Here is a 21,356-nt window from a genome sequence, read left to right on the forward strand (position 1 = left end):
TCTCAGTCATCCAGCCAACCGCATAGTATCTCGCCCTCGTGCCCTTCGGGCGCCAGCGCCGCGCGCGACGCTTCCAGCAGTGGCGGCAGCGCCTGCATGAAAGCGTAGGGCGGATTGACGATGAAAAGGCCTGCGCCGTTATAGATGCCGGGCTGCTCGCTGTCGTACAGCCAGTGCTCCACCACCAGAAATTTCGGGATGCCGAGCCTGCGGAGCTGCGCCTTCCACCGTTGGTGCGTGGCGCCGTCTTTCAGCGGATACCAGATTACCGTCACGCCATGTGCCCATTTGCGGTGGGCGACGGCGAGGGTGGCGGTGATGCGCGCGCGTTCGTCCGTCTGCTCATAGGGCGGGTCGACCACGACCACGCCCCGAGGAGTCCGGGGCGGCACCATCGCCAGCCAGAGTTCATAGGCGTCGCGTTCATGTATGGCCGCGCCGGTGCCCCGCATCACGCCGCGCAGGGTACTGGCATCGTCCGGGTGCTTTTCGTTGAGGATCAGAGCGTCCTGCGGGCGCAGGAGCTGCGCCAGAAACTGCGGCGAGCCGGGGTACAGGCGGGGTTCGTCGCCCCCATTCACCGCATGCACGGCGGCCCGATAGTCGTCCAGCAAGGGGTTCGCGTCGGCAAAGGCCCGCAGCACGCCCTGCGTGGCCTCGCCGGTGCGCTGCGCGTCGTCGCCGCCAAGGTCGTACAGCCCGCAGCCGGCATGGGTATCGATCAGGGTCAGCGCGCCCGGCTTGTGCTGCAACGCGCGTACCAGCGCGATCAGGAGGCTGTGCTTTACGACATCGGCGCTGTTGCCGGCGTGGAAGGAATGGCGATAATTCATTGCGGTTCAAAAATCCTGACGATCAGCCTCTAAACGAGTCGCTGAACCTTCTGCAAAGCGAAGTTATGATGGTGCCTCTTTTGTCAGGCGCGGAAGCGGAGCGCTATGCGATTGAAGTAACCAATCCGGCACTCGCATAGAGTCCTACATCGCATTTCGGCGCAAGGCTGCAAGCCTGCGTCAGCGATCGCCATTGGAGATGCGAGCCTGATCGCAGCCGATGCTAATCGCCAGGGCGGGGTTTGCGGCGGTGAGCCCTTGCCGCCGGAGGCGACCAACCATGCGGTGAACGAATATCTGGCCGTGCTCGACGATGCCGCGTTTGGCGCCGCGACGCCTGTCGTTCCGAAGTTCCTGTCGCCTGCCGATCCTGCCGCGCGCTGGACCAGCGCCAAGGGCGGTCAGGCGCTCTTCGCCTACTGCACCAATTATCTGATCGACCTGAAGAACGCCGTCATCATGGATGTGGAAGCGAGCACGGCGGTGCGGCAGGCTGTTGACTGCGGCACGGCGGATGATCGATCGCGTCCAGGACCGGTTCGAAGTCTGGCCCGCGCGACTGGCGGCGGACACCGCTTATGGGTCTGCAGAAAATTTAGCGTGGCTGGTGCACGAGAAAGGGATAGAGCCCCATATCCCGGTCTTTGATCATAGCAACAGGCGCACCGGCAGCTTCCAGCGATCCGGCTTCCGCTTCGAGCATAAGCGCGATGTCTATGTCTGCCCGGGGGAAAAGGATCTGAAACGGCTGCATCGCAACTTCGCAACATCTCGCTCCGGTGTCGATCAGGATGGCTTCATGCGATATCGCGCGTCCAAAGCCGATTGTGACGTTTGCGCACTCTAGCCGGACTGCTGTCCGGGCCAGTCCGTCCGCAAAATCCTGCGTTCAGTCCATGAAGGCGCTCGCGATCTGGCCCGCGATCTGGCGCTGACCGAAGCCTATGTCATTTCACGTCGGGAACGAAAGAAGGTCGAGATGCTGTTCGCGCATCTCAAGCGCATACTGAAGCTGGATCGGTTGCGCCTGCGTGGACCAAATAGAGCAAAAGACGAGTTCCTCCTCGCCGCTACCACCCAGAATCTCCGCAAGATGGCCAAGCTTTTGCCAATCAAGGCTCAACCAGCAACGGGTTGAAGGCTAAAACGTCATTTAAGCCATTCCCGCTTCGATCCCAACACCGATGAAGATTGACCTCTTCAACACTATCCATCCAATCTGGTCGTTCGGCGGCTTTCCGGACCATCTCCCTAGCCGGCAGTGTGCTCTTCAAATGTAACCATAGCGCGCCGGGAAAGGCTACCCCAGCCAAACAACTCGGATTGGAGCGAGCCAACTTTCTTCCAAATCGCTTGAGAGTGGAAATTGAGCGGCTTCCTCGCTAATGCAGTGCATGAAACAGGCACTTCTTATTATCGACGTCCAGCCCTCCTTCTCCCCACCTGACTGGCAAGTGGAAGGTATCGATCGGGTTTCCCCAACACTTCACTCCGTCGCTTTGGTCGAACGCCACAATGAGGCTGTGACGCCATTTTGGGCCCAGCTGGGCTGGAGGCCAGCACCAGATGATAATCCTTTGGTGCGCGCGGACGTGGTCTTCGTAAAAACATGGGTATGCTCCGACGCCCGATGTCGTCCAATATTTTAGGGACAGTGGCATTCAGCGCGTGCTGGTATGCGGTATTCAGGCCGATACGTGCTGCCTTGCTGCGGGATTCGTGCTGTTTGACGCAGGCCTTTACCCCACATTGCTCAAGTGGCTGACCGTAGGATCTTCTCTGGATCGATCCGCAGACCTGGGTGCCCAACTTTGGCGCCACCACTTCGGGAAGAATAGTGTGTTGGAAAGCGAGGACGAACTGAAAGCATTGAGTGCGTCAGGAGGATGAAAGGCGGAAGTTGGAGCACGCGCCGATCTGTCAACCTTCATCCGAAAGGGGCGCTATATGACCTGCGTTGCTCGATAGCTGCTAAACTGCAAACGGCACGTCCGGTCGTTCGATGAGGATGTAAGAATTTCCGGATTTGCCAAACTCGGCCTTCCGGTGCCGCAGGCTATGCCCTATCCATTATGGCCCAAAGCGCCTTCGCGCCCCGCCGCACATCTGTTCCCGAAATGGGCAGAATTGGCTTTGGCGGTGACACACTGCCCAGCCCCAACTCGGCCACAGCGGCATAGGCAACCCGTAGACTGCCCAATTCGCGGAACAGTTCGAAGAGGGGCTGGAGTTGACGGCTGATCCTGGCGGTCTCGTTGGTGTCGTTCGCCTCGATGGCCGCTGCCAGCGCCATGGCCTGCGCAGGGAGGAAGCCGGCGAGTACGCTGTAGAATCCGTCTGCACCCGCAGCCAAGGCATCCGCCATGCCCCAATCTCCGCTATATCCAATTGCCAGAACACCTGTGGCGCGTGAGCGCAGTTCGGTGAGATCGTTCCCGATCAGACCGGCAGATGACAAGGGCATCTTCACTGCCGCGATATTGGGCAGTTCCGCCAACCGGTCGAGCGATGCTGGCGTGAACGCGAAGTGCGTCGTGCTTGGGCTGTTGTAGACGCACAGAGGAAGCCGTGTCGTCGCCGCTACCGTGGCATAATGCTCGAAAGCTTCGTGCTGCGTAAGCGGAGTATAAGATACCGGCGCCATGAGCAGCCCGTCCGCGCCTTCGGCTTCCGCATCCCTTGCAAGATCCTGGGCATCATCGGTTCGTAGGGCGCCAACGACCACCATCAGAGCCACCCGGCCCCCGACCGCCTGCACGGCAGCGCGGACCGCACGCAAGCGTTCTGTCCGGCTTAGATAGGCGTAGATCCCCGTGCTGCCGAAAACGACGATCGAGTTCACTCCCGCTTCCGCAAGATGCATGACAAGGCGCCCGACACCTTGGACATCGACGATTCCGTGGTCGTCGGCCGGAGTGATCGGGAAGGCGGATATGCCTCTGAAGAGCGCCATTTCAGTCTGCCTTGTCAGAAGGCACGTTCACGCCTTTGGACAGAAGATAGCGCTTGATGCTGCGCGCGGCCTGTCGGATACGCTGTTCGTTCTCCACTAGGGCGATGCGGACATAGCCTTCACCCTGCTCGCCATAGCCGACGCCCGCTGCGACAGCGACTTTCGCCTGGGTCAGCAGTTCCTTCGAAAATTCGAGGCTGCCCATGTGCCGAAGGGCGGGCGGCAGTGGTGCCCAAGCGAACATCGATGCGCTTGGGCTGGGTATTTCCCATCCGCTGCGAGCGAAGCTGTCGATGAGCACGTCACGCCGGCGATGATAGAGCTGGCGGTTCTTCTCGACAATGTCCTGCGGCCCATTGAGCGCCGCGACGGCGGCAGCCTGGATCGGCGTGAAAGCGCCATAATCGAGATAGGACTTCACCCGCGCCATAGCCGCGATCAGCCTGGGGTTTCCGACAGCGAAGCCGATCCGCCATCCCGCCATGCTGTAGGTCTTGGACAGACTGGTGAACTCGACGGCGACATCCTTCGCGCCCTTCGCCTGCAGGATCGAAACCGTCGGCCTTCCGTCATAGTACAGCTCCGAATAGGCAAGGTCGCTCAGAACCCACAGGTCGTTCTCCTTCGCGAATGCCACCAGGCGTTCGTAGAAAGCGAGGTCAACAGTCTCCGCCGTCGGGTTGGCGGGATAGTTCGTAACCAGCAGCTTCGGACGGGGTACGGTGAAACGCATCGCGCGCTCGAGGCTCTCGAAATAGTGCTCGTCCGGTGTCGTCGGCACGCTTCTGATCGTCGCGCCTGCGATGATGAAGCCGAACGTGTGGATCGGATAGGAGGGATTGGGAGCGAGCACGACATCACCCGGCTCGGTGATCGCGGTGGCGAGGCTGGCCAGCCCCTCCTTCGACCCCATCGTGACGATCACCTCCGTCTCGGGATCAAGTTCGACGCCGAAGCGCCGGCCGTAATAATTGGCCTGTGCCCGACGCAGGCCAGGAATGCCCTTTGACTGGGAATAGCCATGGGCATCTGGCTTGCGGGTTACCTCGATCAGCTTCTCAATGACATGATCGGGCGGAGGCAGATCCGGATTGCCCATGCCGAGATCAATGACATCTTCCCCGGCAGCGCGTGCGGCCGCCCGCATCGCGTTTGTTTCCGCGATGACATAGGGAGGCAGGCGCTTCATGCGGTAAAATTCTTCGGTCATGGCAATGTCTCGTGAAAGGAAAAATCAGGTATGGATCAGGAGAAGCGCTTCGCACCGGCCACGCAGAGGATGACGATCACGGTCGATGCGATCATCGTCCATGCCACGGGCTCTCCGAGAAGCACGCCTGCAAGGAGCAGGCCAAGGAAGGGCTGAAAGAGCTGGAGTTGTCCGACGCCAGCGATGCCGCCGATGGCAAGGCCGCGATACCAGAACACGAAGCCTAGCATCATCGAAAAGACCGAAACATAGGCGAAGCCGGACCACGCACGCCAATCGATGTCAGCCCAGTTCGCCGGCATAGTCCCTACGGCGACGACGGTCATGACCGGCAGCGAGAGGAGCAGAGCCCAACTGATAACCTGCCATCCGCCAAGCCGGCGGGACAGCGCCGCACCTTCAGCATAGCCCAGTCCGCACAGCACAATGGACGCCACCATCAGCAGGTCGCCGGTCAGCGAACCGCCTTCACTGTTGTACAAAGCAAAACCGGCCACCGCAGCAGCCCCGATTGTCGAGAAAAACCAGAAGGCAGGTTTGGGGCATTCGCCACCACGCAATACGCCGAAGATGGCGGTGGACAGCGGAAGCAATCCCACGAAGACCACCGAGTGTGCCGCTGTGATGTGCTGGAGAGCAAAACCGGTCAGAAGCGGGAAGCCGAGCACTACGCCGATCGAGACGATGCCGAGCGACAGCAGGTCAGAGCGCGCGGGCCGTGCTTGCCGGAGTGCCATGAGGAAGACCGCGCTAAGCAGCGCCGCGATGACGGCACGCCCCGACGTTACGAACAGCGGCGTGAAGTCCGCGACTGCGAGACGTGTCGCCGGCAGAGACCCGCTAAAGATGATGACGCCCAGAAGGCCGCTGCCCCAACCGGCTGTAGTCCGTTCCATAACTCCTCGCTTTCGCGATCCGATTATTCGGAGAGGTCTGGCCAAGACAGAGACAATACAATACAAAAATCGCTAACTGTATGGCTATGTTCTACCATACAATCAAAAAGGCATTGCGATGGGTCGGTTGCGCAGCGGAACCAGAACCGAAGAACTCATGGACGCAATCCGTGCGAAGATCGCAAGTCGTGCAATCGGTCCGGGGGATCGGCTGCCCTCTATCCGAGGGTTCGCCGAGACGATGTCCGTGTCTCCATCCACCGTGGTCGAGGCCTATGATCGACTGGCGGCGGAAGGGGTGATCAGCGCGCGCCGAGGCTCGGGCTTCTACGTGACGGGAAGCAGTATCCCGCCGATGTCGGTCAGCGAGATGGGGCCACGCCGCGACCGGGCCGTCGATCCGTTCTGGATTTCCCGTCAATCGCTCGACGCCGATACATCCATGGTCAAGCCAGGCTGTGGCTGGCTGCCAACGGACTGGATGCCCAATGCCGCACTCCGCAAGGCCTTGCGATCGCTGGCACGCGGTGAGGATGCGCTGCTGACCGAGTACGGCAGCACGCGTGGTTCGCTGGCGCTGCGCCGTCTGCTTCTCGGTCGTTTCGCCGAAGAGGGCATCGACGTGAGCGCTGACCAGGTTCTGCTGACCGGATCCGGCACGCAGGCCATCGATCTGATCTGCCGCTTTCTGCTGCATCCCGGCGACACCGTGCTGGTCGATGACCCCGGCTATTTCAATTTCCAGGCACTGCTCCGCGCTCACCGTGTGAAGCTGATCGGTATTCCATACACACCCACCGGTCCCGACACCGCAGCATTCGAGGCGGCGCTGATTGCGCATAAGCCAAGGCTCTACATTACCAACTCCGCGCTCCACAATCCAACAGGGGCAAGCATTTCGTATCAAACGGCGCACCGCCTGCTGGGCGCGGCCGGAGCCCATGACCTCACGATCGTGGAAGACGATATCTTCGCCGATTTCGAACCATCGCCGTCGCCGCGTCTCGCGGTCCTCGACGGACTCGACCGGGTCATCCGCATAGGGAGCTTCTCCAAGACCCTCTCCGCGGCCGTGCGCTGTGGTTATATTGCGGCGCGTCGCGACTGGGTCGAGGGATTGATTGATCTTCAGGTTGCGACCAGCTTCGGTGGACCTGGCCCAGTGGCAACAGAATTGATCGCCGATGTGCTGGCGGGTGGGAGCTATCGAAAGCATATGGCCGAACTGCGCCAGCGTTTGGCGCAGGCGCGGGACCGCTCCGCCGCACGTTTGGCGAAGTTGGGAATCATGCCGTGGATCATGCCGCGAGGTGGTTTCTATCTATGGTGCCGCCTGCCAGATGGTCTCGATTCCGCCGACATCGCTCGGCACTGCCTGGAGGCTGGCGTTGTGCTAGCGCCTGGCAACGTGTTCAGCGTGTCTCAGTCTGCGGCGCCGTTCATGCGCTTCAACGTGGCGCAATCTGACGATCAGCGGGTCGAGGACGCTCTCATTCAAGCATTAGATCAATCGGCCCAACGAGAGTGAGGGCGCGCGAGCGTCTCGGTCGTTGGAACCCGCCATTCGCATTCTTATCGCGAACGGCAGATTCATCCCAAGCCCTGCCCATCGCTGCCGACCCATCCAAGACATTCAGCCGCCAATTTTGCGCTCCTAGGTGCGGTCCGTCCGCTAGCCGGCAGCTCGCGACCAAAATATGCCGTTCCGATGTACAAGCAAGAACGTCGGGGTGGTCCAACACCTCCCATTCCGTGCGCCGTGCGATCGCTGCCGCCAACTAAGCGGGGCTTAACAGCTCCGAGTGATGTTGTCGGAACCTGTCATCCGCTCAAGACAGGCATCCCGAGAAGTAAGTAGCGGTCGGGGTGAAGCAATCGTTTGACGGGTCAGCCCGGGAAAACACGGGCCGCGATATAATCGAGAAATTGTCGGCGAATCGACGCTTGGTTCGCGCCAAGGAGCTGGGCTTGGTCCATTAGCCAAAGTGCTTTTGCCGAGGCAGTGATTGGGTCGTCCACGACGCGCGCAGGATCGGCGCATGACCTGTCGACTTCTGGTTTGCCATCCGCCGCTCCATGCTTGTCGATCGGCTTCCCTTTGGCATTGACAATTGGCCCTCCCAAGTCGTCTGTGATCGCAAGGTTTTGTACATTGTAGTCGTACCAGACGATGGGCGACCGGCAGACAATCTTGGCGGTGAAGGGACCACGCGCACCCGGCGGCATGCTTCCTGCTGGCACCCGAGCAACGTGGCTCTGCGAGAAGCTGTCTTGGATCAGATGCACAACTGCGCCACGTGCGGCGAGCGCCGCGACCTTGCCGACATCAGCCTCTAGCTTGGGAATCCAACAGGAGGCCTCTTGCATGGGATTGATACAGGTGAGCGCGAAGTAGGTTGAAGCTTTCCACGCTCCATATTTCGTGACGAAACCCTTACGCCCCTCCTTGCAGAAAGTTCGATCGCTGAAGGTAAGCGCGGCCTTGAGCTGAGGCTCCTGAATCTCGTCCACGGCCTCGCAGTAGTTGGTTGCCCTGAATGCAGGGCTTGTGGCAGCGTCGAAGGCAAAGCCCGCCCATGCAAGAATCAGTTGGCGCGGGTTGCGCGGGCCGCCGGCATCGAAACTAAGGACCTGGGCATGCATGAACTGCAGTCGGCCATAGTGCGATGAACAAAGCAGGCCCACCCGGTTGATCGCCGGACCGCGCTTGAGCGCGCGTTCGCAGTCGGTTCCAAGCTTGACTCCAAAGCGCAGCTTGCTGGGATTGTTGATGAGCATGCGTACCGGATCGTCGGGCCAACGCGCGGCATATGGTTCGCTTCCAATTGCATAAGCATTGGGCGTTTGCTGGGCGCGCTCGACTGCCTGCTCGAGCAGATGCTCGCAGCTGATTGGTTCCTTCCCTTGGTACGAATCAACGCATTCACGGGCGACCTGGGTCATCGTTTCATGGAGATTGTAGCTACTCTTGGCGAGCGAACTCGACCCGATCTCATAGGCGAAGGACGGTGAACTGCTTGCTACGCCAATAGCGACGATCGAAGCTGCAGCCGTATGGATGCTCAGTCTCATGCTTTTGGCACTCCTTTCCTGCCCCGGCTGATGATCCGAGACCGGTTCACGACGATGGTCCAGAAGGCAGTGCGGTAACCATCTATGGATTTAATGAAGCACCATGGCCGGCGCATGACGACAGATTTGCCGTCAGTCGAACGTCGCCCATTTTTCCTCCGCAGCGCGCGTTGCGCCGTAGTTGATCAGGCACTGCATGAAGCGCGGGTGGAATTCGAGCGGGTTGCTCTTCTCCTTGTCCCGCTCGCGCCATTTACTGCAGGTAAGTACCTCGCCGGCCGGATTGTCGAATTCGAGACGGGCGAGATGGTCTCGCATCGGCGTTTCGATCCGGGTGAAGTGCGGTGTGAAGCCCAGTGCCTTCGACCGGGTGGTCGCCCAGAACACCGAGCTGCGATAGGACTGGTTGATCAGGATCGACATGGCCCTGAGCCCCACCTTGTCGATCGACCAGGCGCCGGGCTCGCCGGCACCAGGGGAACCTTCAGACGGAAGCGGATGCTTTTCGCAATCCTGCAGGTGGCAGGTCACTCCCGCCTCCAGCGTCCCGTTGACGAGCACGTAGAGGTTCATCTTTTCTGCGGGCAGCGGGTCGGGCAGGGTCAGTCCCTTCGCTGCCGCCTGCGCCCGGCGGGCCGCCTGCCGTTTTTCGGCGACCGCGTTATATACCGAGGCCGTGAAGTCGGAGATCACCCCGAACCGTGCGCCGCCATCGATATACATCTTGCCGTCGATGAACACCGGCAAGGCCGCCATTGGCACCGAGGACGAGGCCATCAGCGCTTCGATGTAGCAGTCCCGCATCCACGGCTGGTCCTTATACGCGTAGAGCTGAGCCGCCTTGGTAAGATCGAAGGCATAGGCGTCCCCGCTGTCCATCTCGACCGCACCGACCAGCAGCATGCGACGCGGCCGTTCGATGTCCGGACCGGCCTCGGCCGCGACGCGGCGCAGAATGGCGTCGGAGATCAGGGATCCGGCCTCGTCCCCCGGCTTGCCGGCAATCTGTTCGCGCAGCGGACGCAAGTCTGACAGCGACCCGCGCCGCGCCAAGCTAAGCGCGCCCTTCAGCTTCTGCCAGGTCGATTCGCTGCGCAGGCCACCGCCCGGGGTAAAGACGTCGAGCAGTTCGCTTTCACTGTCGATCGTGTAGCTGTCCACAACTGGCCCCATGTCGCCGATGAAGGCATAGGTCGATTGCAGAGCGCCCGTGCTGATCCCGGTGATCATGCGGAAGCGAGGCAGCCCGTCCTTGCCCGCCTGGCTGCGCAGCTTGCTCCATTCGGCAAGATAGCCGGCGCCGTAGGCACCGTTCTGGCTGCCGCCGGACAGGAACAGCATCGCATCGCTTACCGGCTCGCTTCCTTCGGCGAGAAACGGAGCCGCCGACTCCTCGCCAAGGTCCGAGAACATGCCGACAATCCGATCGGCGAGTTCCGCTGTTTCCGCATAGGCGGCGGCATCGGCGAAGGCGCGCTCGTCAAGTCCTAACGGGGGCGGATCGATCATCACGCGCCGCATGATCGGGCTGCAGCTGCGGGCAGAATCGGCAGATCCAGCGCGCTGGACCGGTGCGATATTGCAGGAAATCAACGAGGAAACACAAGCAAGCCCTGCCAGCAGGCGAATACTCGCCGTCATGCCCAAATTTTTCATTGTTGCCCCCCAGCAGGTTCTGTCAGATGCCGGGTACGTTGTTCTGTATTTTCAAGGACATTACAATGCCCAAAGTGGTCGAAGTACTTGCACGCTCCAAGTGGAACGACACGGGACTGGATATCGTCTGCGGGCAGACCGTCCGGATCATTGCGGACGGCCAGTGGATCGATTCGTCGATCCCGGCCTCGCCGGAAGGTTTCGAGAAGTCGTGGCTCAACCTGGCACGCTTCACCCGCCGTCTCCCTTCCGCTCCGTGGTTCTGCCTCTGCGCGACGGTGGATCGGATGAAGCGGCCGATCCACCGCATCGGCAAGTCGGGGAATTCGTCGCCGGGCGCGACGGCCGGCTCTACCTTTTCGCGAACGATGCATGGCTGTTTTATGGCAACAACAAGGGCTGCATCACCGCGACGGTCGAAGTGGTCGACTAACTGCTGCAATTGGGGGAGTATCGGGCACGATGACACTGACGACATTCATCACGCAGGACGGCCGAGCCCTGCCGGCCGAACTGGCCAAGCTTGACGCGATGCTGGACCGGCTTGCCGCGGCGGAGAACCCGCGGCTGATGCTGTTCGTGCACGGGGGCTTGGTGAACGAGACCGACGGCATCAACGGTGCCCACCAGTTTGCCGCGCGGGTCCACGAACTGTCCGGCGAGGGGTGGGAAATCGCCGCGCCGATCTGACGGAGCGGGGTCGGCGAGTCCGTCGAAAGTAACTGGGAAGAGCTGAAGGACGAGCCCCGTTTCGTCCGGATCGCCCTGCGCATCGCGGCCTGGCTCGAAAGGCGCTTCGGCAACAATCTGTTCGCCGAAGCAATGATTGAGACGCCTCCATCGGGAAGCGGGCTCGAAATGCTGCAGCAGGTCGAACTTCCCGAAGCGGAGCAGCTTCATGCCGAACTCGCGGGCCAGCCGGAGGTCCTCAACCAGGTCATGCAGGTCGAAGACCTGACCGACCAGCACCTTGCCGAATCCGAAGTAGCGCAGGAAATCCTGGCGGATGACGAACTGGTCGGATGGCTCGAAACAGGGCTGCCGCATGTCGACGAACGGATCGTGCGCCGCGCCCATGCCGCGCGGTTGGTTCCCCCGGCGGCAACGGACAAGCGCGCGCTCACGAGCCCCGCTGCCTGGATCGTTGCGATCGAAGCGGCCCGGATCGGCTGGCGTGTCCTCAAGCGCAGGATCAACAAGCGTGATCACGGGTTCGGTCCGACCATTGTGGAGGAACTGCTGCGTGCCCTCTATCTGTCCAGAGCGGGTGCGACCCTGTGGAACGCGATGAAAGGGGATGCTCGGCAGCACCTCGATGTGGGCGGCGCCGGGGCCTACCTGCTCGAGCGGCTGGGCGACATCGCCCGCGGCGGCAAGGACGTCCGACTGCTGGCCATCGGGCACAGTGCCGGCGCGCTGTTCTGCGGGCGCCTGGCACTCGCCACCCGGCTGGCACCGGCAAACCTTTCGGTCGGGCACATTCTGCTTGCCCCCGCGATCCGGATTGACGAGGCGGCCGAAAGTTATGCGGGCGGGCGGTTCGAGGGCTTGCGCATCTTCACGATGAACGACCCGCGCGAAATCGCCAACGCGCTCGACGGCAAGCTCTTCGGCAAAGCCTATTCCCGGTCATTACTCTATCTGATCTCGGGCGCCCTGGAGGACAAGGGAGACTGTCCCGACGCACCGCTGCTCGGCATGCAGCGGCATCTTGTGCCACCCTACAAGGGGACCGGACGCGAAAATGCTGCCCGCGAAAAGCTTGAAGGGGTGCTGGCCGGCCTGCCGGATCCGGTGGTCTTCGCGCCTTCGCCGGGCAATGCGGCGCCCGGGCACCGGACCAATTCGTTCATGCACGGCGGCTACTGGTGGGATGACCAGACGGTCGAGAGCATCAAGGGCATCGCGCGCTTCGGCTTTGCCGCTTGATGCGTGGTAGGCTTGCCGTCAGCACCCGCCAAGCCGGTCGCCGCCAGCAAAATCACGCGGCCTTGGCAGACCTACCGCTATTGCCGCCTTTTTGGTCATCACCGCATGCTTGATTGGTATTGCGCCGCCGTAGGCTAATCCTGAGCGCAATTCTTATGTCGACGCGGAGGAATAGGAAGGCGGGCTGTCCGGTCAAATTATCGGCGACGATAGCGATGCTTCGATGGTACTCGGGCTCTTCGACCGTGCAAGCCTGCACGATACGACCGTTGCGCAGACAGAGTTCGGGCGGCATGTCCGGGTGCCCAAACCGTTGCTGCCGCTGACCAGCGCGGATCCGTGATAATGGCCCCGGGTTAAACCGATCATCTAGTATCGCGGCACCACTGCCGTCGCTCCGTCCGGATCAACGCTGCAGTCTACCTTTAATGCACAAATCGAGACACAGGCGCATGAACTGCGTGTGCTGGCGTTCACTCAGCGTCGGGATCTGGCGATGAATCTGCCGTTGAACGCTACGCGAGGGAATAGCGGATAAGTCCCAAGCCCTGTCCATCAACTGCGACCCTTCCGGTCACTCAATCGCCGATTTCCACTCTCCAGGTGCAGCCGTCTGCTTTGTCAGTCACCAAGCAAGGCCGATGGTTTCCTGCCGTGATACCCAAGCAGCGGTTGACAGCTCTGCTTGCCGAGGGAGTAGGGTGCGACACCTCGATAGCTCGGGCCTTGGTGAGTGCCGGAGCCGATCCCAACGGGCAGGATAACGAGAGCGGGAATGCCCTCCACATATCTCGCGGAACCTATGGAGCATGCGGCGAGGCTTCCAGCCGTGACCGCGCGGAGATGGCGCGCACCGCAACAAATTGGTCGAGGCCCAACGCCAATTCGGATTTGAGGTCTTCCAATGGTCGATCGATTGCAAGCGCCAGCCACAGCGAACCATCGACGAAAGCGCTCATCCCCTGCGCCGTTTGCCGGGCGCTCATCCTGAGTTCGATCGCGCCGCGATCCGCCATGGCCTGCAGGTGGTCGCTCAGGATCGCCAGTGCTTCCTCCAGTATAGGCTTGAACACGTCGTGCAGGTTGCCCGGCCGCGCCGCCTCGGCGCGCAAGTGAAGTCGGGTGCGTACGATGGTTTCGATATCGAAGCCCAACTGGTCGTCGAGATTCGCGATCAGTGCCCTGAATGACGGCCAGTCGTCCGGAAATTCGAGGGCATCGACGATCCCGTAGCGCAGTGCTTCGGCGACGATGTCCTCCTTGTTCGCGAAATGAACGTAGATCGCGCCGGTGCTCAGCCCCGCCTGCTGGCGGATATCCGCCATCGACATGCCTTCCACGCCCTTGCGGGCGATGCACTCGATCGTGGCGCGCAGGATCCGCTCGCGCTGCGCGTTCATGTGCTCAGGGTCGCGTTTGGGCATGGCATCCTCAAAAAGTACAATCGTTCGTTATTTCGTCTCGCGGGAAGTTACAACCTCTTGACAGCTTCTTTAAAAGAATGAACGTTCGGTTTGTATGAGGAAAGAACCGCTGATCAAGGGGAATGGCATGACATCGACGAAACCGCTCTTGGCTGCGGGTGTGGCGGCATTGGCGCTGGCGCCGGGAGCTGTGTTCGCCCAGTCGCTCGCTAGTGAGGTCGCAGGCGGCGATATCGTGGTCACGGCGCAGAAACGGGCAGAACGCCTGCTTGAAACACCGCAGTCCGTCACCGCGATCTCGGGCGAGGATCTGGCGCGCATCAATGCCGTGCAGTTCCGCGATTTCGCCAATTCGGTGCCGGCGCTGTCGTTCACCACGGCTGGGCCGGGGCAGACGCAGCTGACGCTGCGCGGGGTAACGGCCGGAAACGACATCGGCCCGACCGTCGGCGTCTACGTCAACGACGTGCCTTACGGATCGAGCACTGCCTTCACCAACGCTTCGTCGCTGTCGCTCGACGCGGGACTGTTCGACATGGACCGCATCGAGGTGCTGCGCGGGCCGCAGGGTACGCTCTACGGCGCCAGCACGATGGGCGGGCTCATCAAGTACGTGACCGCCGCTCCGCAGTTGGATGGCGTGAGCGGATCGACGCAGGCGGGCGTGTCGGACACCCGGCATGGCGGCATCAGCTATAACGGCGGCGCGGCGTTCAATGTGCCGGTCGTGACGGACAAGGTCGCCCTGCACGCCAACGGCTTCTATTCGCGCGACGGCGGCTTCATCGATAATCTTGCGCTGGGTCGCAAGGACGTGAATCGTTCGCGCGTCTACGGCGGGCGTGCCGACCTGCTGCTCAAGCCGAGCGATGCGCTGTCGATCCGCATCGGCGGCTATCTCCAGAACATTCACCGCGGCGGCGCGGCGGCGGCGGACTACACGCTGGCGGGCGATCCGGTCGACGGCAGCTTCGACCAGCGCCGGCTGCTGGCGGAAGGGTTCGAACAGCGCTTCCGACTGGCCAGCGGGACGATCGATTACGATCTTGGCCCTGCGACGCTGACCTCGATCACCAGCTACCAGACCACGCGCGTCGCCTTCCGTCAGGATGCTTCGGCCGTCTACGTGCCGCTGCTGGGCCAGTTCGGCCTGAACTTCGACGCCGTCGCGGTGGACCAGTTGCGCAGCACGAAGAAGTTCACGCAGGAACTGCGGCTCGCCTCGAACGGCACTGGCACGATCGACTGGCTGGTGGGAGGCTTCTTTACCAACGAGAACAGCAGGAACGGGCAGCTCATCGTGCCCTACGACGCGAGTGGTTCGATCGCGCCTGTCAATCTCGCGACGATTGCCATTCCCAGCCGCTACCGCGAACTCGCCGTGTTCGGCAACCTCACCTGGCACATCACCGAGCGCTTCGACGTTTCCGGCGGTCTTCGCTATGCCCGCAACACGCAGCGCTTCGAGCAGATCGGATCAGGCCTGCTGATCGGCTCCCAGCCGCAGGCGCGTTCCAGCGACGACGTGGTCACCTACCTCGCCAACGCGCGGTATCGTTTCAGCGACAAGGCGACGTTCTACGTCCGCTACGCGACCGGCTATCGCCCCGGAGGCCCGAACTACGTCGTCGACGATCCGCTGACCGGCGAGCCTCTGGCGCCTGCGACATTCAAGTCGGATTCGCTTCAGAGCTTCGAGGCGGGCTTCAAGGCGGAAACCGCCGACCGCAGCTTCGGCATCGACCTTGCCGGCTACTACATCGACTGGAACGACATCCAGATCGCCACGGCGGCAGGCGGCGTCTCGGTAATCGCCAATGCCGGGGGGGCGCATGTCACCGGCACCGAATTGACGCTGACCGCGCGGCCGAGTTCGACCCTTACCGCCACCGGCTCCTTCGCCTGGCAGCATGCGCGCATTGCCGACGACAGTGCCGATCTCGGCGCGACCAAAGGCGACCGCCTGCCCAACGTGCCGAAGTACACGGTGACGATGAACCTCGATTACCGGGCGCCTGCCACCTCCGCCTTGCGTCCGAGCGCGGGCGCGACGGTGCGCTTCGTCTCCGATCGATCGTCCTCGTTCGACGGCAACGCGGGGTTCCCGCAGTACGAACTGCCCGATTATGTCGCGGTCGATCTACGGGCCGGAGCAACGTTCGGCCCCGTCGAGGCGCAAGTCTTCGTACGCAACCTGTTCGATACGCGCGGCCAGCTTTCCGCTGCCACGGTGCTGTCGATCCTGGGCGGCCCCGCGCAGGTCTCGATGATGCAGCCGCGCACTATCGGACTCAGCGCCACCACGCGCTTCTGACCGCGCTCCCAATCCCCAGATCATCTCCCGAGGAATTCCCATGTCCCAGCAGGCCAGGATCGACGTGGCGGCGCTCGACGCGCTGTTCGCGCCCTATGACAGAACCGACGCGCCGGGCTTCGCGGTCGGTGTCGCCCTCAAGGGCATACCCGGTTATCGCCGCGGCTTCGGCATGGCCAATGTCGAGCTGCCGGTAGCTCTGTCCCCCTCGATCCGTATGCGGATCGGCTCGACAACCAAGCATTTCTGCGTCCTTGCAGTCATGCTGCTGGCCGAGGAAGGCAAGCTCGCGATCGCCGATTCGCCGCGCGCCTACATTCCCGAACTGCCCGCCTGGGCCGATCCGATCACCATCGAACAGTTGATGGCGCATACCAGCGGCATGCGTGACAGCCTCGACCTGATCTTCTCCACGGCCGGGCCGGGCGTGGCGGCCGATGCCGGTTTCCAGCTGGACCTGCTGGCCGGGCTCGACAGCGTCAATGCCCCGGCCGGTACGACATGGAACTACAACAACGGCGGCTACGTCCTGCTGACCGAGATCGCGGCGAGGGTCAGCGGCATGCCGTTCGCCGACTTCCTGCGGACCCGCATCCTCGATCCCATCGGCATGGCCGACACGCTGCTGCGTCCCCTCGACACCGACCTTCTGCCCAACAGCGCCACGCAGCACCTGTCGCGGTCCGACGGCGGCTGGAGCCGGGGCATCTTCGGTGCCTGGATCGGCGGCGAGGGCGGCATCGTCTCGACCGTCAACGACATGCTGGCGTGGCTGCGGCACATGAGCCACCCCATCGTCGGCAGCGCCGAGACCTGGGCGCAGATGCGCACGCCCCGGATGACTCATGGCTACGGCCTGGGCCTCAACATGACGAAGCATCGTGGGCTGGACACCGTCCATCACGCGGGCGGGGTCGTCGGCGGGTCGAGCCAGATGCTCAAGGTGCTGGGGCATGAACTCGACATCATCCTCATGACGAACGGGCGCAGCGCGCTGGATCTCTACAGTCTTGTTGATGCGATCATCGACTGCTGCATCCAGGGTCTGCCGCCCGCGCCGCAGGACGCCGCGTGCAGGCTGGTCGAAGGCACGTTCCATTCCGCGCGCACCGGGCAGGTGCTCTCGCTCGTGGGGCATGCCGGGCAGCAGGCGGTCGTCATGGGCGGCATGACCCTGCCCACGACGCGGGACGCGGACGGCCGCATGACCGTGGCGATCCTTCCCACCGACTTGCGCATCCTGCCGGTCGAGACGGACGGCGTCACGGCGCTCGAAACCACCGAGTTCGGTGAGGCTGACCATCTTGCGCCGGTGACGGTGCCCGAATGCACCACGGCCGCTTCGCTCATCGGCCGCTACGAAAGCCGCGCGGCGCGGCTTGCGGCGGATATCCGCATCGACGAGGCGGGCGCCGCGCGGATCGTGCTGTCCGGGCCGCTGGGCGGCACCGACTATCTGCTCGAACCGCTCGGCCCCGACTTGTGGCGCGCGGTGTCGCCCACCTTATCCCCGCCCGGCGGGACGCTCGAATTCGGCGCCGGCGGCTTCCTGTTCACCAGCGGCCGCACCGTGCGGCTGGCGTTCGAGCGGAGTGCTCGCGCATGACCGGTATTCCCGGCCCAGGTTATCCCGAGGCCCGCCGTGCGCGGGCCGCCATGGCGGTGCTGGCGCTCATGGGCTTCTTCCTGTCGATGGACATCACGCTCACGACGCTGCTCATCGAACCGATGAAGCGGGACATGGCGCTCAGCGACATCGAGATCGGGCTGCTGCAGGGTACGGCCTTCGGTCTCGCGTTCGGGCTCAGTTCGATCCCGCTCGGCCGCATGATCGACAGCCGCAACCGGATGCGCCTGCTGGTGGCGGGGCTGATCGTGTGGATGGCGGGTATGGCCGGCACCGCCTTCGCATCGAGCGTGACGCTGCTGGTGATCTGGCGGATCGCGCTCGGCGTGGTCTTCGCGCTCATCATCCCGGCGGCGCTTTCGGTCATCGCCGACCTCTTCCCGCCTGAGCGTCGTTCGGTCGCCACCAGTCTGTTCGCGGTGGGGCAGGCTTCGGGTCAGGCGTTCGGCATCCTCGCGGGCGGGCTGATGTTCGATGTGCTGACCCGGATGCTGACGTCCAGCCCAGGTTTGCTGGACGGCCTCGCGCCCTGGCGAGCGCTTTATCTCGCGGCGGCGCTCCTCGCGATCGTGCTGCTGATCCCGCTGCTGCTGATCGCCGAGCCTGCGCGGCAGGAGCGCAAGGAGGCGACCACCGCCACGTCGGCCGCCTTGCGCGAACTGTGGGCCTATCGCGCCTTCCTCGTCCCGCTGCTCCTCGCGATGCTGTTCTGCCAGATCGCGCTGCAGGCGGCGGCGGTCTGGGCGACGCCGGTGCTGATCCGCGACCATCATCTCTCGCCCGGTCAGTTCGCCGGGTGGCTGAGCGCGGTCACGTTCCTGGGCGGCATCGTCGGCGCGCTTGCCGGAGGGCAGGGCGCGGAACTCGGCCGTCGGCGTGGGGGCCGGGCCGGGGTGCTGATCCCCGCTTTCGTCGCCGCGCTGGCGACGGCGCCGCTGTCGTTCTTCGCGCTCGCGCCGGGGGTTCCGTTGTTTGCCGGGATGCTGGCCCTCAACCTGATGATGGGCGCGGTCACGGCGACGATCGGGGTCATCGCGATCACCCTCAACGTCCCCAACGAGATACGCGGGCTGGCGCTGGGCACGAACGTCTTCGTCTCGGCGGTATTCGGCGTCGCGACCGCGCCGGCCGCCATCGCGCTGCTCAGCCAGGCGCTGGGCGGCGAGGCGATGCTGGGACAGGCGATCGCGGGCGTCAGCTTTCCCAGTTCGCTGCTGGCGGCGTTCTTCTTTCTGCTTGCCATGCGCGGCGCGCGGCGGACCGGGATCGTGGGGGCGGCGGCATGAGCAAGCTCACGCTGCACGTCGCCACCGACCCGATGACCTTCAGGCAGCCGCTGCGCATCGCCGGGCATGTCTTCACCGGCATCCCCGCCGTGCGGGTCACGCTGGAAGGCGGCGGCATCGTGGGGCGCGGCGAGGCGAGCGGGGTCTACTACACCGGCGATACGCTCGATCACATGCAGTCCGAGCTGGAAGCCTATCGCCCCTTGATCGAGGACGGCCCCAGCCGCGAGGAACTGCGCCAGGCGATGCCTGCGGGCGGCGCGCGCAACGCCATCGACGCGGCGCTATGGGAGCGGGAATCGCTGGAACAGGGCGTGCCGGTGTGGAAACTGGCGGGCCTGAAGCCGCCGGTGCCGCTGGTCACTACGTTCACCCTGTCCGCCGACCCGCCCGAGCAGATGCTGCGGCAACTGGAAAGCTATGTCGGCGCGCAGGCGATCAAGCTCAAGCTCGACGGTGATCTCGACGCCGATAGCGAGCGGATAAGGCTGGTGCGCAAGCATCGCCCCGATGTCTGGCTCATGGTCGATGCCAATCAGGGCTACTGCGTCGACAGCCTCGATGCGCTACTGCCCGTTCTGGTGGAAGCCGAGGTCTCGCTCCTTGAGCAACCCGTCCCGCGCGGCGGCGAAGCCGGGCTCGAATACATCCGCTCGCGCATTCCCATCGCGGCGGACGAAAGCCTGTTGGGGCTGGAGGACATCGCGGGACTGGTCGGCCGGTTCCAGGTTGCCAACATCAAGCTCGACAAGTGCGGAGGCCTGACCGAAGCGCTGGAAATGGAGGCGTTCGCGCGCAAGCTGGGGCTGGGCGTGATGGTCGGCAACATGGCGGGGTCCAGCCTTGCCGCGGCTCCGGCGTTTCTGCTCGGTCAGCTATGCGACTTCGTGGACCTCGACGGTCCGGCCTTCATCGCTGCGGATTTGCCCGAGCCTGTGTCCTATCGTGACGGACGCATTCATTGCCCGCCGAACCTCTGGGGCGCGGCGTGGGGGAGCGTGACTGCCTGACTTCGGCGGGGGCGGCTTCATGCCGCCCCCGGAAACGCGCGGTTCAGCCTAGCTGCACGCCTGGACCCAGCCATGGCGATCCGGCCGATCGCCGCGCTGCAGCGCTGTGAGTTCGTCGCGGAGCGCCGTTGTGACCGGCCCCGTCTTTCCGTCTCCCACCGCGAACTGCCCGCCGGGAGAAAGCACCGACCCGATTCCAGCGATCACCGCAGCGGTCCCACAGGCGAACGCTTCCGTAAGGCTGCCGCTCGCGGCATCGGCCTGCCATTGATCGAACGACAGCGGCACCTCGGACACGGTTAGCCCCCGTTCCCGCGCGATGGTCATGATGGAATCGCGGGTGATGCCGGGAAGAATGGTGCCCCGCAGAGGCGGCGTGATCAGTCGGCCGTCGTCGAACACGAAGAAGATGTTCATGCCGCCGAGTTCCTCCACCCAGCGCCCTTCGACCGCGTCGAGGAACAGGACCTGGTCGCACTCGCGAGCGATTGCCTGACGCTGTGCGAGCAGGCTTCCTGCGTAGTTGCCGCCGCATTTCGCCGCACCCGTGCCTCCGGGCGCGGCGCGCGTGTAGTCCGGAGTGACCCAGAGCCGGATCGCATCGTCCCCGTTCCTGAAATAAGCGCCTGCCGGGGATGCGATCACGCAGAAAATGTAGCTGGAGGCAGGACGCACACCCAGAAACGCCTCGTCCGAGAACATGAAAGGCCGAAGATAAAGGCTGCCTCCGTTGCCCGGCACCCAATCACGATCGACGTCCACGAGGCGCTTCACGGCTTCGAGGAAGATATCTTCGGGAAGCTGCGGCATCGCCATCCGCTCTGCCGACAGGTTGAAGCGCCGGGCATTTTCCTCCGGCCTGAACAGAAGAGTTTGCCCATCGGCCCCGCGATAGGCCTTCATGCCCTCGAAGATTTCCTGCGCGTAATGCAGGACGGATGCCGCAGGATCGATCTCGAAGGGGCGACGCGGTCCGACACGGGCATCGTGCCATCCGGCTTCGCTGCTCCAGCGGATGGTGACCATATGGTCGGTGAAATGCTTTCCGAACCCCGGATTTTCGAGGGCGGCCGATCGCGAACCGGGGTCCAGCCGGCGGGGGTGGGGAATGGTCTGGAATACCAATGTCATTGCTTGACCCTTGAA

Annotated in this window: 16 protein-coding genes and 1 pseudogene; 9 read left to right on the forward strand and 8 right to left on the reverse strand. The window is 63.3% G+C overall.

Annotation, left to right across the window (positions count from 1 at the left end):
• Nucleotides 1-2: 2 nt before the first annotated feature.
• Nucleotides 3-833 (reverse strand): 23S rRNA (adenine(2030)-N(6))-methyltransferase RlmJ, encoded by an 831-nt coding sequence (locus tag HWN72_RS22500; RefSeq protein WP_211151458.1) that lies wholly within the window; start codon nt 831-833, stop codon nt 3-5.
• 198 nt (nt 834-1,031) lie between these two features.
• Between HWN72_RS22500 and HWN72_RS22505 the strand changes: the two are divergent.
• A pseudogene (locus HWN72_RS22505) lies at nt 1,032-1,971 on the forward strand (transposase); the annotation flags it as partial.
• Between the two features lie 918 nt (nt 1,972-2,889).
• Here the strand turns inward: HWN72_RS22505 and HWN72_RS22515 are convergent.
• From HWN72_RS22515 to HWN72_RS22525, 3 genes are read right to left on the reverse strand one after another with little or no spacing between them, the layout of a single operon-like run.
• A complete protein-coding gene (locus tag HWN72_RS22515; RefSeq protein WP_211151459.1) occupies nt 2,890-3,786 on the reverse strand; it encodes a dihydrodipicolinate synthase family protein in 897 nt (298 codons plus the stop codon).
• Nucleotide 3,787: 1 nt separating this feature from the next.
• Nucleotides 3,788-4,996, reverse strand: a complete 1,209-nt coding sequence (locus HWN72_RS22520) for an LL-diaminopimelate aminotransferase (protein ID WP_211151460.1) — start codon at nt 4,994-4,996, stop codon at nt 3,788-3,790.
• Nucleotides 4,997-5,031: 35 nt separating this feature from the next.
• Nucleotides 5,032-5,892, reverse strand: a complete 861-nt coding sequence (locus HWN72_RS22525; protein ID WP_211151461.1) for a DMT family transporter — start codon at nt 5,890-5,892, stop codon at nt 5,032-5,034.
• Nucleotides 5,893-6,010: 118 nt separating this feature from the next.
• Between HWN72_RS22525 and HWN72_RS22530 the strand changes: the two genes are divergently transcribed.
• Nucleotides 6,011-7,420, forward strand: a complete 1,410-nt coding sequence (locus HWN72_RS22530) for a PLP-dependent aminotransferase family protein (RefSeq protein WP_211151462.1) — start codon at nt 6,011-6,013, stop codon at nt 7,418-7,420.
• 359 nt (nt 7,421-7,779) lie between these two features.
• On the opposite strand, the gene HWN72_RS22535 is transcribed toward HWN72_RS22530, so the two are convergent.
• Complete coding sequence (locus HWN72_RS22535) at nt 7,780-8,964, reverse strand: hypothetical protein (RefSeq protein WP_211151463.1); 1,185 nt, start codon at nt 8,962-8,964, stop codon at nt 7,780-7,782.
• Between the two features lie 132 nt (nt 8,965-9,096).
• Nucleotides 9,097-10,473, reverse strand: a complete 1,377-nt coding sequence (locus HWN72_RS22540; RefSeq protein ID WP_211151464.1) for a patatin-like phospholipase family protein — start codon at nt 10,471-10,473, stop codon at nt 9,097-9,099.
• A gap of 10 nt (nt 10,474-10,483) precedes the next feature.
• Here HWN72_RS22540 and HWN72_RS22545 point away from each other — a divergent pair, with 10 nt between their 5' ends.
• The 3 genes from HWN72_RS22545 to HWN72_RS22555 all read left to right on the forward strand — a co-directional run bounded on the left by HWN72_RS22545 (nt 10,484) and on the right by HWN72_RS22555 (nt 12,549).
• The gene (locus tag HWN72_RS22545; RefSeq protein WP_211151465.1) at nt 10,484-11,053 is read left to right on the forward strand and encodes a hypothetical protein; all 570 of its coding nucleotides are present in this window, start codon (nt 10,484-10,486) and stop codon (nt 11,051-11,053) included.
• A gap of 29 nt (nt 11,054-11,082) precedes the next feature.
• Nucleotides 11,083-11,310 carry a hypothetical protein gene (locus HWN72_RS22550; RefSeq protein ID WP_211151466.1) on the forward strand — a complete coding sequence of 76 codons (228 nt, stop codon included), beginning with the start codon at nt 11,083-11,085 and terminating at the stop codon, nt 11,308-11,310.
• Nucleotides 11,311-11,478: 168 nt separating this feature from the next.
• Complete coding sequence (locus tag HWN72_RS22555; RefSeq protein WP_211151467.1) at nt 11,479-12,549, forward strand: hypothetical protein; 1,071 nt, start codon at nt 11,479-11,481, stop codon at nt 12,547-12,549.
• An 800-nt stretch (nt 12,550-13,349) separates the two neighbouring features.
• Here the strand turns inward: HWN72_RS22555 and HWN72_RS22560 are convergent.
• The gene (locus tag HWN72_RS22560; protein ID WP_211151468.1) at nt 13,350-13,973 is read right to left on the reverse strand and encodes a TetR/AcrR family transcriptional regulator; all 624 of its coding nucleotides are present in this window, start codon (nt 13,971-13,973) and stop codon (nt 13,350-13,352) included.
• A gap of 127 nt (nt 13,974-14,100) precedes the next feature.
• Between HWN72_RS22560 and HWN72_RS22565 the strand changes: the two genes are divergently transcribed.
• Genes HWN72_RS22565 through HWN72_RS22580 form a run of 4 tightly spaced genes read left to right on the forward strand, consistent with a single transcriptional unit; the run spans nt 14,101 to nt 20,210 of the window.
• A complete protein-coding gene (locus HWN72_RS22565; protein ID WP_211151469.1) occupies nt 14,101-16,287 on the forward strand; it encodes a TonB-dependent receptor in 2,187 nt (728 codons plus the stop codon).
• Nucleotides 16,288-16,327: 40 nt separating this feature from the next.
• A complete protein-coding gene (locus HWN72_RS22570; RefSeq protein WP_211151470.1) occupies nt 16,328-17,893 on the forward strand; it encodes a serine hydrolase in 1,566 nt (521 codons plus the stop codon).
• Nucleotides 17,890-19,200, forward strand: a complete 1,311-nt coding sequence (locus tag HWN72_RS22575) for an MFS transporter (protein WP_211151471.1) — start codon at nt 17,890-17,892, stop codon at nt 19,198-19,200. The genes HWN72_RS22570 and HWN72_RS22575 overlap by 4 nt, the downstream gene beginning before the upstream one ends.
• On the forward strand, nt 19,197-20,210 hold the full coding sequence (locus tag HWN72_RS22580) for a dipeptide epimerase (RefSeq protein ID WP_211151472.1): 1,014 nt from the start codon (nt 19,197-19,199) through the stop codon (nt 20,208-20,210). Before HWN72_RS22575 ends, HWN72_RS22580 begins: the two co-directional genes overlap by 4 nt.
• Nucleotides 20,211-20,258: 48 nt before the next feature.
• Here HWN72_RS22580 and HWN72_RS22585 read toward each other — a convergent pair whose 3' ends face one another.
• A complete protein-coding gene (locus tag HWN72_RS22585; RefSeq protein WP_211151473.1) occupies nt 20,259-21,341 on the reverse strand; it encodes a branched-chain amino acid aminotransferase in 1,083 nt (360 codons plus the stop codon).
• Between the last annotated feature and the right edge of the window lie 15 nt (nt 21,342-21,356).

Source organism: Novosphingobium sp. HR1a (assembly GCF_015594425.1).
Classification (GTDB): Bacteria; Pseudomonadota; Alphaproteobacteria; order Sphingomonadales; family Sphingomonadaceae; genus Novosphingobium; species Novosphingobium resinovorum_A.